The sequence below is a fragment of the Ruegeria sp. CG3 genome (assembly GCF_056537205.1).
Window position 1 is genome coordinate 1,325,599 of record NZ_JBQFRC010000001.1, and the last position, 13,775, is coordinate 1,339,373.

Genomic DNA, 13,775 nt, shown 5'->3' on the forward strand with positions numbered 1-13,775 from the left:
TCGCCGCTAGCGGACCGGCCTGCGCCAGACATGCAGAACATCGCCACCCAAGTCCCGGGTTTCGACCAGCGCAAAGCGAGGCGCGTCGCCCAGTTCCTCAAGCCCCATGGCGCCAATGGCAGGCAAGCCTTCGGCCCCGATGGCCAAGCCCGCGCTGAAACCGACCAACTCGTCGACCAGATCATTTGCCAGCAGGGACGCAGCCAATGCTGAGCCCCCCTCGCAGAACACCCGGGTCAGACCGGCCTGCCCCAATTGGTGGAGCATATCAGCAGCATCGATCCGGTGATCCTGCAACGCGCAGGATATCAGCCGCGCGCCCAGTCCCTGCCACGCCGCGGCACGCTCGGGGTCGGGCGACGGGCCATGGCACAGCCAAACGGGAATATCAGAAGCAGTTCGGGCCAACTGGCTGAGCAAAGGCAATTCAAGGTGACGTGAAACCACGACACGCACGGGTTGCCGGTCAATACCCAGATCACGAACCGTCAGCGAAGGATCGTCGGCCCGCGCGGTGCCCGCGCCGACCATCACCGCATCGTGCCGCGCACGCATGGCATGCACCGCCCGGCGGGCCTCGGGGCCGGTGATCCACTTGCTCTGCCCGGTCTCGGTTGCGATCCGTCCATCAAAGCTGCTGGCAAGTTTCAGCGTCACGAAGGGTCGGCCTTGCTCGGTCTTCATGAAAAAGCCCGCGTGATCCATTGCCGCCTGATCGCTCAGAACCCCGGTCGTGACCTCAATCCCGGCATCGCGCAACATGGCAAAACCCTGCCCCGCGACGCGCGGATCGCTGTCCTCGATCGCCGAAACCACACGGGCCACTCCGGCGTCGATCAAAGCCTGGGCACAAGGTGGCGTTTTGCCGTGATGCGAACATGGCTCCAGCGAGACATAAGCGGTCGCGCCACGCGCCTGTTCGCAGGCCTGGGCCAGAGCCTCGGTTTCCGCATGAGGGCGACCGCCGGGCTGCGTCCACCCGCGCCCGACGATCCGGCCGTTTTTCACCAGAACGCATCCGACCGCGGGGTTGGGCCAGCAAGATCCTTGTCCGCGCCGCCCCAAGGACAGGGCCAGCGCCATGTTTCGCTTGTCTGTTTCGGTCACTCGTCAGTCGATGGCTGCGGCGGGCGCAGTTCGTGGACGAACTCCTCGAAATCATCGGCCGCCTGGAAATTCTTGTATACGCTCGCAAAGCGAACATAGGCGACGGTGTCGATCCGCGCCAGAGCTTCCATGACGATCTCGCCGATCTTGTTGGACGGAATGTCGGTCTCACCCATGCTTTCCAAGCGCCGCACGATGCCGGATATCATCTGGTCGATGCGGTCCGGATCAATCGGGCGCTTCTGCATCGAAATTCGGATTGACCGTTCCAGTTTGTCCCGGTCGAAATCCTCGCGTTTGCCATTTGTCTTGATAACCACGAGGTCGCGCAACTGGACCCGCTCATAGGTGGTGAAACGGCCCCCGCATGCGGGGCAGAACCGACGCCTGCGGATGGCCACGTGATCTTCTGCCGGACGTGAGTCCTTGACCTGAGTATCGATATTTCCGCAAAACGGGCAGCGCATCCGCCGTCTCCTCGTCCCTTGTTCCGCCTCTTTTTGTCAGCGCTGTGGCCAACTTATCCACAACTATAGGGCAGCCGCTAGAGTTTGGGTAGTCGGAAATTTCAACCGCTATATACAGGGTCACCCAAAATGCGCCGCAACTCGGCGAACATGGGGCGCGGTCCGGTGTTCGAACAGGTAGATACCCTGCCATGTTCCCAAGGCAGGTTGCCCACGTCGGACCGGGATCGAAAGCGAGACCGGCATCATAGCCGCCTTGATATGGGCCGGCATGTCATCGGGCCCTTCATACGTATGTTTCAGATAAGACATCGACGGATGATCTGTGGGCGGAACCAGCCGCGAGAAAAATGCCTGCAGGTCCGTCTGAACCTCGGGATCCGCGTTTTCCTGTATCAAGAGTGAACAGGATGTGTGGCGGACGAACAACGTCAGCAATCCGTCGGCCCCAATTGAGGACAGCCAGTCACGGATGTCGGAGGTGAACTCGTACAGCCCCTGCCCTCGGGTTTCGATGGTAAATTCGGCCTGCATCAACCGGGTGGCCCTTTTCGCGTCAGTTGAAGAAGGGCCGCACGTTGCACCGGGCATTCGCACCTTGGACCGACATGCTATAGCCCGGTTGAAATCCCGAAACCACTACGCTGGGTTGCTGTGGCACGCCGCCTGTCGGCGGTTTGATGGAAAACTGCACGGCGGTCCGACGCCCGGTTGTCACACTGGGCCCATAGCCGCGCAAAACGTAAATCCGCTGCTGCCAGCCGGCCCCCAGTTTGCGCCGAGCAAAATCCGCCGCCGCGCACCAATACCCATCAACGTCCTGCCGGGCGCGGGGGATGACCTCAAAATCGGTGCTGTTCATCGGCTCGGTCCGGTACCCGTTCGGGGCGGCGTCAGTCTCGACCGGAGCGGCTGCAACCATTGCCGCCAACGCGGCGAATGTCAGAATATGTTTCATTGCAAATATCTTCCCTGATTTCGACACGCATCATAGCCTAGTTTTTCACCAAGCCCAGAACAGCGTCGTTCACGATGATTTCAGGAACAGTGCGCACGCGAGTGGTGCCTTGCGTCCGGGGAACTGGGACATGCATTCAATGTGTGCCGGGGAGCCACAGATCGGTTGGTGTGACCAAATCCTTCGGCTCTGCCCGATCCCCACGGGACTGACCCGGCACGCGGCTGATCTATGACGGCCGTACCATCGAGTCTTTCTTTGCCCGGCCACGTCTTTGTGATCTGAAGCCATTTCCGGTGCACGTAAGTGCGCCGTGTCTGACCCTGTGTGGAAACGGTCACCTCACAAAAACTATGCAAATGACAAAATTCGCTACATAATCCGGCCAATTCAGTGGGTTCCGGAGCGTGGCATGCAAGTCGATATCGCCAGAATTCAGCTGCTGGCGTCCGCGTTGCAGGATCAGGCAGGGAATACTGATACGGTCGTTCGAGTCCTCGCCAAAAGCGGGCTGAGTGCGCAAGACCTCGCGCCGCCTGCAAAGTTGTACAGTGCCCATAGCGAGGCCTTGTTTGCCCGCCACGCTTGCGATGAACTCAACGACATCCTGTTCGGCGCGCGAACGGGCTTGCAGTTCAGCGCAACTTCTAGCCTGACCGCTTATATCAGCAAGTATTCCCGGGATCTCCGGCAGGTACTGGAGAACGCCAACCACTTCCACCGGCTGATTGATCCGGCCATCGCCGTGAGGCTGCATGAGTCCGGAAATTCGACAACCATCGAGGCCAGGTGGAAGGACCCAAGCTTTTCGCGGTACCACCGGCGAACCGAGTTCCTCATGTTTGCCTGCATTGCCCGCCTGCGTGCTCTGACGGGGATCCCGATCCAACCGATCGAACTACGGTTTCAGCACAAGGTAGGCGCGCGAGAGGAAGACTATTCCAAACTCGGTAAATTCCCGGTGGTGTTTGGCGCGGAAAAGCTCGAGATCATTTTGCCGCAATCAACGCTCGACGTGCCTGTCCCGACCTACGACCCCAGCTTGCGACAGCACCTGATGGAATATGGTGACCGTCTGCTGCATGAAAACAGTGATGAAAAACAGACTCTTCGGTCGCGGGTCGAAGGGCGGATCACCCAATCTCTTCCCGGGGCCATCGCCCGCGCCGAACAGGTTGCCAAGGATCTGGGCATGAGCCCGCGGACATTCGGTCGACGCCTGACCGAGGAAGGCACCAGCTTTCGCGAAATAGTCGACGACCTGCGCTGCGACCTCGCCAGAACGTTTCTGAAGAACGACATGGGGCTATCTGAGATCTCGTACAGCCTTGGCTACGCAGACCAGGCGGCATTTTCGACTGCCTTCAAACGCTGGACCGGGCAATCACCCAGCGCGTTCAAGGATCAGTCCCGGCGCAGAAAGCTTGCCTGACAAGCGGCCGGGGGTCATCAGCGTTGCCGCCTCGCCCCGACCTGTCCCATGAGTGGACGCTAGCGATATGGTCCGCGAAGGCTCTGACCACTTGCGAATTCCCGCCAAATTGAATTCACGTTTGGTCAGCGTGAACCAAACCGCCGTGCAAATGAAAAAAGGCGCCTCGGTCGAGGCGCCTTTTTGATCACTGATCCAGGAAGGACCGCAGCTTTCGGCTTCGGCTGGGATGTTTCAGCTTGCGCAGGGCCTTGGCTTCGATCTGCCGGATACGTTCGCGCGTCACGCTGAACTGCTGACCAACCTCTTCCAGCGTGTGGTCGGTGTTCATGCCGATGCCGAAACGCATCCGCAGAACCCGCTCCTCGCGCGGGGTGAGCGAGGCCAGTACACGCGTGGTGGTTTCCTTGAGGTTTTCCTGAATGGCGCTGTCCAGCGGCAGCACGGCATTCTTGTCCTCGATGAAATCGCCCAGTTGGCTGTCTTCCTCGTCCCCGATCGGGGTTTCCAGAGAAATCGGCTCCTTGGCGATCTTCATCACCTTGCGGACCTTTTCCAGCGGCATCTGCAGCTTTTCGGCCAGTTCTTCCGGCGTCGGCTCGCGACCGATCTCGTGCAGCATCTGGCGGCCGGTGCGGACCAGCTTGTTGATCGTCTCGATCATGTGCACCGGAATACGGATGGTGCGCGCCTGATCCGCGATCGAGCGCGTGATCGCCTGACGAATCCACCAGGTCGCATAGGTCGAGAACTTGTAGCCACGGCGGTATTCGAACTTGTCCACCGCCTTCATCAGGCCGATGTTGCCTTCCTGAATGAGATCAAGGAATTGCAGGCCACGGTTCGTGTATTTCTTGGCGATCGAAATCACCAGGCGCAGGTTGGCCTCGACCATTTCCTTCTTGGCCTGACGCGCCTCTTTCTCGCCCTTCTGGACCTGCTGCACGATGCGGCGGAATTCGCTGATGTCCAGACCGACATACTGACCGATCTGCGCCATGTCGTTGCGAAGTTCCTCGACCTTGTCCGACGAGCGTTCGATGAACATTTGCCAGCCCCGGCCCGGCTTTTGAGCCATGTCGGACAGCCAGTTGGGATCAAGTTCACGACCGCGATACTCGTCAATGAACTCACGGCGGTTGATGCGGGCCTGGTCGGCCAGCTTCACCATGGCGCTGTCCAGCGACATCACCCTTTTGTTGATGCCGTACAACTGATCGATCAGGGCTTCGATCCGGTTGTTATGCAGATGCAGGCCATTCACCAGTTCAACGATCTCGGCGCGCAGCTTTTGATAGGTCTGCTCATCCTTGTCGCTGAACGACCCATCCTCGTTCAGAGTTGCCGATATCCGGCTGTCCTGCATCTCCGAGAGCTTTGCGAAATCCGTCGAGATCCGCTCAAGCTGAGTCAGAACCTGATCTTTCAGTGCCGCTTCCATCGCGGCCAAAGACATGTTCGCCTGATCGTCTTCATCATCGTCATCGTCGTTGGCAATCGGGTTGCCGTCAGCATCCAGTTCGGGACCCGTGTCCTTGGCGGGCTTGGCGGCCGTGACAGCCGAAGTATCCACCACCGGCTCTTCTACGTCGCCATCCTCGTCCATCTGATTGCCGAACGTCGCTTCCAGATCGATGACATCGCGCAGCAGGATGTCCTCGGACAACAGTTCGTCATGCCAGATCGAGATCGCCTGGAAGGTCAGCGGGCTTTCGCAAAGCCCGAGGATCATGGTGTTGCGACCGGCTTCGATCCGTTTCGCGATGGCGATTTCGCCCTCGCGGCTCAGCAGTTCGACCGACCCCATCTCGCGCAGATACATGCGCACCGGGTCATCGGTCCGGTCCAGCTTTTCGGTTTGCGCACCGGCCAGCGCAACCTCACGGTTGCTGTCGGTGGTGACCAGATCGGTCGAGCCCTTCTGCTCTTCCTCTTCGGCCTCTTCGTCTTCGATGATGTTGATGCCCATCTCGGACAGCATCGACATCACGTCCTCGATCTGTTCCGAACTGACCTGATCCGGCGGCAGGACCTGGTTGAGCTGATCGTAAGTGATGTAGCCTTTCTCGCGAGCCTCGGCGATCATCTTCTTGACCTGGGCCTGGCTCATGTCCAGCGAGATTTCCTGTTCCTGGTCGTCGGACTTCCGTTCCTCGTTGGTATCCTTGGCGGCCATTCAGTGCTCCTGCAGGGATGGGTGATTCGATGGAACCGAATCATTAGCGCGTAGAAGTGATTCGGCCACCCGTTTACCCGTTTTTCTTTTCCAGTGCTTTATGAAAACACCACTTCAGCGGCGTTTCCGCTCGAACTTGATGCCGGACATGATCGCCTGAAACGCGTCTTTCTCGTCACGATTGATTCGCGCCCCGTTGTCCGCAATGTCGAAAATGGCCCTGTCCTCGTTCTGGCTGCGGCTTGCGCGGTTGCGTTCTTCGGCGGCCTGGGCCAACCGGAACGTCAACGCTTCGTCCGCCAGTTCGGACAACTCCTCTTCGGCTTCAGCAATCTCGGCATCCAGCCCCCGGAGCGCTTTGATTTTTGCGAGTTCCTCGGCCAGAGTCATCTGTGCCTTTTCGACGTCGCCCGGTTTGTGCACACAGGGGATTACAGCGACATGGCGAAGGGCCAGCAGGTTTTCAAGAGGGGCCGGCCCCAAAGACTGAACAATGTGCTCTTTGAGGTTGTCGGGATCGTCGATCGCGTGCCGCAGGATCGCATCGCGCAGGGCCGCGTGATCGGGGTTCAGGCATTCCATCTCTTCCAGTTGGTGCTCGAATTGCACGACCACCTCGGGGTTCAGGATTGCAATCGCCAGGATTGCCGCTTCACGCAGTTGGATATCCGCATTCTCCGAGGACGCAAGGAACGAGGCCCGCGCATCCGGAGTTGCCGACGGTTTTGGCGGTTGCCATTTGCCTTTCGGCTGCCAGTTTCGAGCCCCAGCCCCTTGCCGCTGCGGGCGGAAAAGCTGCCAGCGGAGGTCCTTGATTTCCTGCCCGTAGTGCGACCGGATCGAGGGATCGCGGATCAGTTGGATCTTTTCGCGCAGCGCCTTGTCGAGGGCCGCCTTGCGCTCGGGACTGTCGAACACCTTGCCCTCGGTCTCGCGCCGCCACAAAAGCCGCACCATCGGAATGGCCGCGTCCAGCACCGCCTGAACCGCCTCCGGGCCTTCGGCGCGCAGCAGATCGTCGGGGTCTTTGCCCTCGGGCATCAGAGCGAACCGCAGCGACTTTCCGGCCACCAGCAGGGGCAGCGCCAGGTCGATGGCCCGCATCGCCGCGCGCAGGCCTGCCGTGTCGCCATCCAGCGCGATGATCGGCTCATCGGCGATACGCCACAGCATGTGCAACTGGTGTTCTGTGATCGCGGTGCCCAGCGGCGCGACGGCGGCGCCGAAGCCTGCCTCAGACAGGGCGATCACATCCATATAGCCCTCGGCCACGATCAGCGGTTGCCCCTTGCCCGCCGCCTGACGGGCTGGTCCGTGGTTGTACAGGCTTCGTCCCTTGTCGAACAGCGCGGTCTCGGGCGAGTTCAGATACTTGGCGTTGTCATTGAGGTCCATCGCCCGCCCGCCGAACGCGATGCACCGGCCGCGCGGATCGCGGATCGGGAACATGATGCGGTTGCGGAAGGTGTCATAGGGCTTTTTGCCCTTGTTCGACGGCTTGGCCAGACCGGCGCCCAGGATCAGGTCCTCGGCCACGTTCTTGCCGCGCAGATGGTCCCACAACGCCTGCCAGCCATCGGGCGCAAACCCGATTTCCCAACGGTCCAGCGCCTGAGTGTCCAGACCGCGGCGGTCCAGATAGGCGCGCGCCTCGGCCCCTGCCCCGGTCTTGAGTTGCAGGCGGAAGAACTGCACCGCCTGCTCCATGACATCGGCCAATTGCGCCCGATGGTCCTGCCTTTCCTGCGCCTTGGGGTCGCGCGCGGGCATCGGCAAGCCGGCCTCGCGGGCCAGGATCTCGACCGCCTCGATGAACGAGACGTTCTCGGTTTCCTTCACGAAGCTGATCGCGTCGCCCTTGGCGTGGCATCCGAAGCAGTAATAGAACCCCTTCTGGTCATCCACATGGAACGAGGCGGTTTTTTCGTGATGGAACGGGCATGGTGCCCACATGTCGCCCTTGCCCGGATTGGACTTGCGGTTGTCCCACATGACCTTGCGCCCGACGACCTGAGACAGGCTCAGACGGGTGCGCAGCTCATCCAGAAATCCAGGGGGCAATGACATGGTTCATACATGGCAGAAACCGGGCCGCCCGCCAAGGGCGAGGCGGGCCTTTGTCCACAGCCAATTCGCGGCCCTGTGGATTACTGCTGCAGGCACAGCTCCATCCAGGCGGCGCCAAGGTCTTTTTTGCGGATGTCGCGCATCTTCTGCTCATAGACCCATGGTGTGATCAACGGGATCGCAGCGTTGTAGTTCTCGGGCCAGGTTGGGCCGGCCTCGGCCACCGCTTCCGGAACGTCCCGTTCTTTCACGCGATCAAGACGGGCTTTTTGTACCGCCGCCACAACGTCTGCTTGATAGCGGCAGCTTTGCTCCTTGGTTTCAGCGGCAGCCAGCGGTGTGGCAAGCAGAGTGGCGGCAAGTGCGATGCGCAGCATAAGGTCCCCTTGGAATCAGTTCTTTGCAACAGTCTAACCGCGTGCTGCCACACCTTCCATTGCCCTCTGCAGATCATGCACCAACGATGTGGCCATCGACCGGAATACCATGATCTGAAAGGCTTTCTCGCCAACCCGAGTGATCGACGCCGTCATGTGAAACAGCAGCGTGCGCGCCGTATGTCCGCGTTTGAAGTTCTGCGGGCGCAGATCAACGGGCACCAGACGGGCCAGGACATCCTCGGCCCCGTCGCCCTCAAGCCGCACCACGGCCCAGGCATCGGACTGGTCGACGACCGCGGCGTGGGCGGACAGCGACGGGTCTGGCGAGGGGCCGATCAGCATGACCTGACCCGGGCCGAACCAGATGGCCCGCGCGCCCAACTTCCCGGTGGCGCGGTTCGGGGCCGGCAGCGCCATGCCATGCGCCGCCTTCATCGCCTCGGACAGGACCTTGGCCTGCCCCTGATAGGCCGAAACCGCATGTATCGCGCCCGGGTCGACCTCGGTGACCGAGACCGTTCCGATGGTCAGCGGCAGCAGCCCGTCACACGGGGTCTGGGCAATCAGCTTATCCACGTACACGCTCTCCCTCTGGGTCAAAGAACACCGGGTCAGTCACCTCGCACAGCGTGGTCACACCGCGCAGGTGATCGACCATTTTGACGATCTCGCCATGACGGTCGGGGCCATCGGCCAGAAACGCCAGCCCCAGCATGCTGCCCAGCGTCGGCGAATAGCAGACTGAGGTCACATAGCCCTGATCGTTGATGCGCACCGGCGCAGCCTCTTCGTTGTACAGATGGGCGCCGGCCAGCAACTGGCGGCTTTCCCCGATGGGTTTGATCCCGACCAACCGCTCGCGCCCCGGCTCCTCAAGCCCCGGACGTTCGGACATGGTCTTGCCGATACAGTCCTTTTTCTGCGACACCATCCGGCCCATCCCGATGTCATACGCCGTGGTCCGCCCGTGGATTTCGCCATGGGTGATGAACCCCTTCTCGATCCGCAGGACGTTCAGCGCCTCCATCCCATAGAGGCCGCCGCCCACCGTCTCGGCCCGTTGGGTCAGGACGTCGAACAGGCTGGCCCCATATCGCGCAGGCACGGCGATTTCATAGGCGTGTTCGCCCGAGAACGAGATCCGGAAGAGACGCCCTGGCACCCCCAGAACCGAAACAGGACCGCAGGCCATGAACGGCCACGCGGCATCATCCAGCGGGGTGTCGAGCACGCCGTTCAGCACCTCGCGCGATTTGGGGCCGGCCACGGCGAATTGCGCCCACTGTTCCGTCACTGAAACCAGCGACACGTCCCAATCGGGCCGCAGACCCTGACGCACGAATTCCAGATGCTTCATCACGTCACCGGCGGCGGCGGTCGTGGTCGTCATCAGGAAATGACTGTCACCCAGACGCGCGGTGGTGCCGTCATCCATGACGAACCCGTCCTCGCGCAGCATCAGCCCATAGCGCACGCGCCCGACCTTCAGCGTAGAAAACATGTTGGTATAGACGAAATCCAGAAACTGCGCGGCGTCGCGCCCCTGAATGTCGATCTTGCCCAGGGTCGAGACATCGCACACGCCGACCGCCTTGCGCACCATCTGCACTTCGCGGTCGCAGGATTGGCGCCATGTGGTTTCGCCCGGCTGCGGGAAATAGCTGGGCCGATACCACAGCCCCGCCTCGACCATCGGCGCCCCGCGCGCCACCGACGCCTTGTGCGAGGTGGTGAAGCGCTGCGGCTTGAACCCCGCCCCCTCGGCCCCCGCGCCCAGCGCGGCAATGGCAATCGGCGCGTATGGCGGGCGGAAGGTGGTGGTTCCGGTCTCGGGAATCGCACGCCCGGTGGCATCTGCAAGAATGGCCAGCGCCGCGACATTCGAGTTCTTGCCCTGATCGGTGGCCATGCCTTGCGTGGTATAACGCTTCATGTGCTCGACCGAGCGAAAGTTCTCGGTCGCGGCCTGCTTGACGTCCTTGACGGTCACGTCGTTCTGGAAATCCAGCCACGCGCGGCCCTTGCCCGGCACCGCCCACAGTTGCGCGATTTCATAGGGCTGATCCTCGGCCTGCGGCGGCTCGGGCTTGGGCGCCTTGAGGCCCAGATCACCCAGCGCCTGGGTCGCAGCCGAAATGCCCTCGCGCAGACAGGCGGCGGTCGAGAACGCGCCGTTGCAGGCCCCGGCCGTGCGCATTCCGGGCACCGCACCCGGCGTGGGCACGAAAGCGGCAATGTCACGCCGCCAGGACGGTCGCCCGTTCATGTGGCAGGTCAGGTGGACCGAGGGGTTCCATCCGCCGGTCATCGCCAGGCAGTCGGTCTGAATGCGCTCTTCTCCGCTGGCGCGGCGCACGGTTATCGACTCCAGCCCCTTGCGCCCCGAACTGCCACAGACCTGCGCCCCGCGCAGCACCGGATAGTCGGTCGACACCGGCCCGTCATGGCGGCTGTCGATCACGGCGGCAACGTGGACCCCGGCGGCCAACAGGTCGCGGGCCGTCTGGTGGATGTCATCGGTGTTGCCGAAGATCGTGACACTCTGGCCGGCGGCGACGCCCCAGCGGTTCAGATAGGCCCGCACGGCCCCGGCGGTCATGATGCCGGGCCGGTCATTGTCGCGAAACGCCACCGGGCGTTCCAGCGCCCCGGCCGCCAGAACCGAGCGGCGGGCGGCGATCCTCCAATATGCTTCCAGCGGCGCACCGGCGGCACAGTCGCCCGTATGGTGCATGACCCGTTCGAGCGCGGCAAAGGTGCCCTGGTCGTAGGCACCCGCCACGGTCGTGCGGGTCATCAACCGCACATTGTCCATCGCACGCAACTCGGCCAGAACCTCGTCTGCCCAGACGTGACCCGGCTTGCCATCCACCTCGAGCGTCTCGGCCAGCAGCCGCCCGCCCATCTGGTTGCTTTCATCGGCCAGAATGACATCCGCCCCGGCCCGGCCGGCCGTCAAGGCAGCCATCAAACCCGCCGGGCCAGCCCCGATCACCAGCAGGTCGCAGAAGGCATAGGCGCTTTCATACCTGTCGGCGTTGGCCTGCCCGGACAGCGCGCCCAACCCCGCGGCGCGGCGGATCATCGGTTCGTACAGCTTCTCCCAAAAGCTGCGGGGCCACATGAAGGTCTTGTAGTAGAAGCCCGCCCCCAGGAAGGGCGCGGCCAGATCGTTCACCGCCATCACGTCGAAATTCAGGCTGGGCCAGCGGTTCTGGCTGCGCGCCTCGAGGCCCGGATAGATCTCTTGCATCGTGGCCCGCACATTCGGGTCCTGCGCGGCGCCCCGGCCGATGGTGACCAGCGCGTTCGGCTCTTCGCTGCCGGCGGTCAGGACGCCGCGCGGGCGATGATATTTGAACGACCGCCCCATCAGGCGCACGCCATTGGCCAGCAGCGCCGAGGCCAGTGTATCGCCCTGAAAGCCCGAATACCGGATTCCGTCAAAGGAAAACTCGACCGGAGTGCCGCGGTCGATCAGCCCCCTGCCCGCGACCCTCATCGCTTGCCCCCGGACGCAGGTTCGATTGCCGAAATTTCGTGGGTCAGCGTGTTTCGGGTCACTACGATCCATGCGCCGCAGCCGCCCTCGTGATACCACAGATCCCGCGTCTCGCCCGCCGGGTTGTCGCGCAGATAGACGAAATCGTCCCAAGCGTCAGGCCCGGCATCCGGGGCGGGCCGGTCCAGATCGACGGCGGCCGCGCGATAGTAGAACTCGCGGCGGTCGCGCTCACCGCAATACGGGCAGGTGATCCTCATGGCCGCGCCTCCTGGCTTTCACAAATTTTCGAAAGAAACATCCCGGCCGCCCCTAATGCAGATTGTGCTGAGAGCCCTTGCCCTCTTCATCGATGATCCCGCGCCCGGTGCGGAAACGATCCAGCCGGAACCCTGTCGCGTTCTCGTGGTACCGGTCGGTGGCCATGAGGTGGGCAAACACGTTGCCCGAGCCCGGAACCGCCTTGAACCCGCCGTAGTTCCAGCCGCAGTTCAGGTACAGCCCGTCGATATGGGTGCGGTCGATGATCGGCGACCCGTCCGGCGACATGTCCATGATCCCGCCCCAGGACCGCAGCACACGGGCCTTGCCGATCATCGGCATCAGGGCCACGCCGGCCTCCATCACGCTTTCGACCGTGGGCAGATTGCCCCGCGCCGCGTAGGAGGCATAGAAATCCAGGTCGCCGCCGAACACCAGCCCGCCTTTGTCGGATTGGCTAATGTAGAAATGCCCCATGCCGAAGGTCACGACGTGGTCGATGCAAGGCTTCAGCCCCTCGGTCACGAAGGCCTGCAGCACGTGGCTTTCGATCGGCAACCGCATTCCGGCCATCGCCGCGACCTGGCTGGACCGGCCCGCAACCACGATCCCCACCTTATTGGCTCGGATCGCCCCGCGCGTCGTCTGCACTCCGCGCACGGCGCCGTTTTCGATGTCGATGCCGGTGACCTCGCAATTCTGGATCAGATCCACCCCGCGCTGGTCCGCCCCGCGGGCATAGCCCCAGGCCACGGCATCATGCCGGGCTGTGCCGCCGCGCGGATGATACAGGCCGCCATAGATGGGAAAGCGCAGATCGTCATAGTTCAGATAGGGCAGCATCTCGCGCAGCGCATCGCGGTCCAGCAGGATGGCATCGTCGCCCTGGCTGATCATCATGTTGCCCCGCCGCGCGGCTGCGTCCCGCTGCCCGTCCGAATGGAACAGGTTGATGATGCCCCGCTGCGAGTGCATCACGTTGTAGTTCAGGTCCTCTTCCAACCCCTCCCACAGCTTGAGGGAATGCGAATAGAACTCGGAATTTCCTTGCAGAAAATAGTTGGCGCGCACGATCGTCGTGTTGCGCCCCACATTGCCGCCGCCGATATAACCTTTTTCCAGTACGGCGACATTTGTCAGCCCGTGCTCTTTCGCCAGATAGTACGCGGTGCTGAGACCGTGCCCCCCACCACCGATGATTACGATGTCGTACTCGGCTTTGGGCTCGGGATCACGCCAATGCGCCGTCCAACCCTTGTTGCCCGTCAGTCCTTCCTTCAGGACGCGTAAGCCGGAAAAGCGCATTCAGATCTCCCTGCGGGTTTGCTGGCATCAAACCAACTTCCAACAGGAGTAGCAATCCGAGCTCGGGGCTCCGCATCCGTTTTCGACAAGAACTTGTCAACGCGCGACCAAACCGGTCGC

At 62.3% G+C, this 13,775-nt stretch carries 12 protein-coding genes; 1 reads left to right on the plus strand and 11 read right to left on the minus strand.

What is annotated here, in order from left to right; all coding sequences use genetic code 11:
- Positions 1-6 precede the first annotated feature (6 nt).
- From ribD to ACR0NB_RS06625, 4 genes are all read right to left on the minus strand, one after another.
- On the minus strand, positions 7-1,107 hold the full coding sequence (ribD, locus tag ACR0NB_RS06610; RefSeq protein ID WP_170403780.1) for a bifunctional diaminohydroxyphosphoribosylaminopyrimidine deaminase/5-amino-6-(5-phosphoribosylamino)uracil reductase RibD: 1,101 nt from the start codon (positions 1,105-1,107) through the stop codon (positions 7-9).
- Complete coding sequence (gene nrdR, locus ACR0NB_RS06615) at positions 1,104-1,574, minus strand: transcriptional regulator NrdR (protein WP_039534475.1); 471 nt, start codon at positions 1,572-1,574, stop codon at positions 1,104-1,106. Before nrdR ends, ribD begins: the two co-directional genes overlap by 4 nt.
- A 120-nt stretch (positions 1,575-1,694) precedes the next feature.
- On the minus strand, positions 1,695-2,108 hold the full coding sequence (locus ACR0NB_RS06620; protein WP_170357508.1) for a secondary thiamine-phosphate synthase enzyme YjbQ: 414 nt from the start codon (positions 2,106-2,108) through the stop codon (positions 1,695-1,697).
- Positions 2,109-2,130: 22 nt separating this feature from the next.
- Positions 2,131-2,532 (minus strand): hypothetical protein, encoded by a 402-nt coding sequence (locus ACR0NB_RS06625; protein WP_480775233.1) that lies wholly within the window; start codon positions 2,530-2,532, stop codon positions 2,131-2,133.
- Positions 2,533-2,857: 325 nt separating this feature from the next.
- Here ACR0NB_RS06625 and ACR0NB_RS06630 point away from each other — a divergent pair, with 325 nt between their 5' ends.
- On the plus strand, positions 2,858-3,964 hold the full coding sequence (locus ACR0NB_RS06630; RefSeq protein ID WP_480775234.1) for a helix-turn-helix domain-containing protein: 1,107 nt from the start codon (positions 2,858-2,860) through the stop codon (positions 3,962-3,964).
- Positions 3,965-4,151: 187 nt separating this feature from the next.
- Here the strand turns inward: ACR0NB_RS06630 and rpoD are convergent, their stop codons facing one another.
- The 7 genes from rpoD to ACR0NB_RS06665 form a co-directional block, all read right to left on the minus strand.
- Positions 4,152-6,140 carry an RNA polymerase sigma factor RpoD gene (gene rpoD / locus ACR0NB_RS06635; protein WP_170357505.1) on the minus strand — a complete coding sequence of 663 codons (1,989 nt, stop codon included), beginning with the start codon at positions 6,138-6,140 and terminating at the stop codon, positions 4,152-4,154.
- A gap of 114 nt (positions 6,141-6,254) precedes the next feature.
- On the minus strand, positions 6,255-8,207 hold the full coding sequence (gene dnaG, locus ACR0NB_RS06640; RefSeq protein ID WP_480775235.1) for a DNA primase: 1,953 nt from the start codon (positions 8,205-8,207) through the stop codon (positions 6,255-6,257).
- Between the two features lie 80 nt (positions 8,208-8,287).
- Positions 8,288-8,584 (minus strand): hypothetical protein, encoded by a 297-nt coding sequence (locus ACR0NB_RS06645; protein WP_170357503.1) that lies wholly within the window; start codon positions 8,582-8,584, stop codon positions 8,288-8,290.
- Positions 8,585-8,617: 33 nt separating this feature from the next.
- Entirely contained in the window at positions 8,618-9,163 is a 546-nt protein-coding gene (locus ACR0NB_RS06650; protein ID WP_480775236.1) for a sarcosine oxidase subunit gamma, read from the minus strand.
- A complete protein-coding gene (locus tag ACR0NB_RS06655) occupies positions 9,156-12,089 on the minus strand; it encodes a sarcosine oxidase subunit alpha family protein (RefSeq protein WP_480775237.1) in 2,934 nt (977 codons plus the stop codon). Before ACR0NB_RS06655 ends, ACR0NB_RS06650 begins: the two co-directional genes overlap by 8 nt.
- A complete protein-coding gene (locus ACR0NB_RS06660) occupies positions 12,086-12,349 on the minus strand; it encodes a sarcosine oxidase subunit delta (protein ID WP_170437154.1) in 264 nt (87 codons plus the stop codon). Before ACR0NB_RS06660 ends, ACR0NB_RS06655 begins: the two co-directional genes overlap by 4 nt.
- A 52-nt stretch (positions 12,350-12,401) precedes the next feature.
- Complete coding sequence (locus tag ACR0NB_RS06665; RefSeq protein ID WP_480775238.1) at positions 12,402-13,655, minus strand: sarcosine oxidase subunit beta family protein; 1,254 nt, start codon at positions 13,653-13,655, stop codon at positions 12,402-12,404.
- Positions 13,656-13,775: the final 120 nt, after the last annotated feature.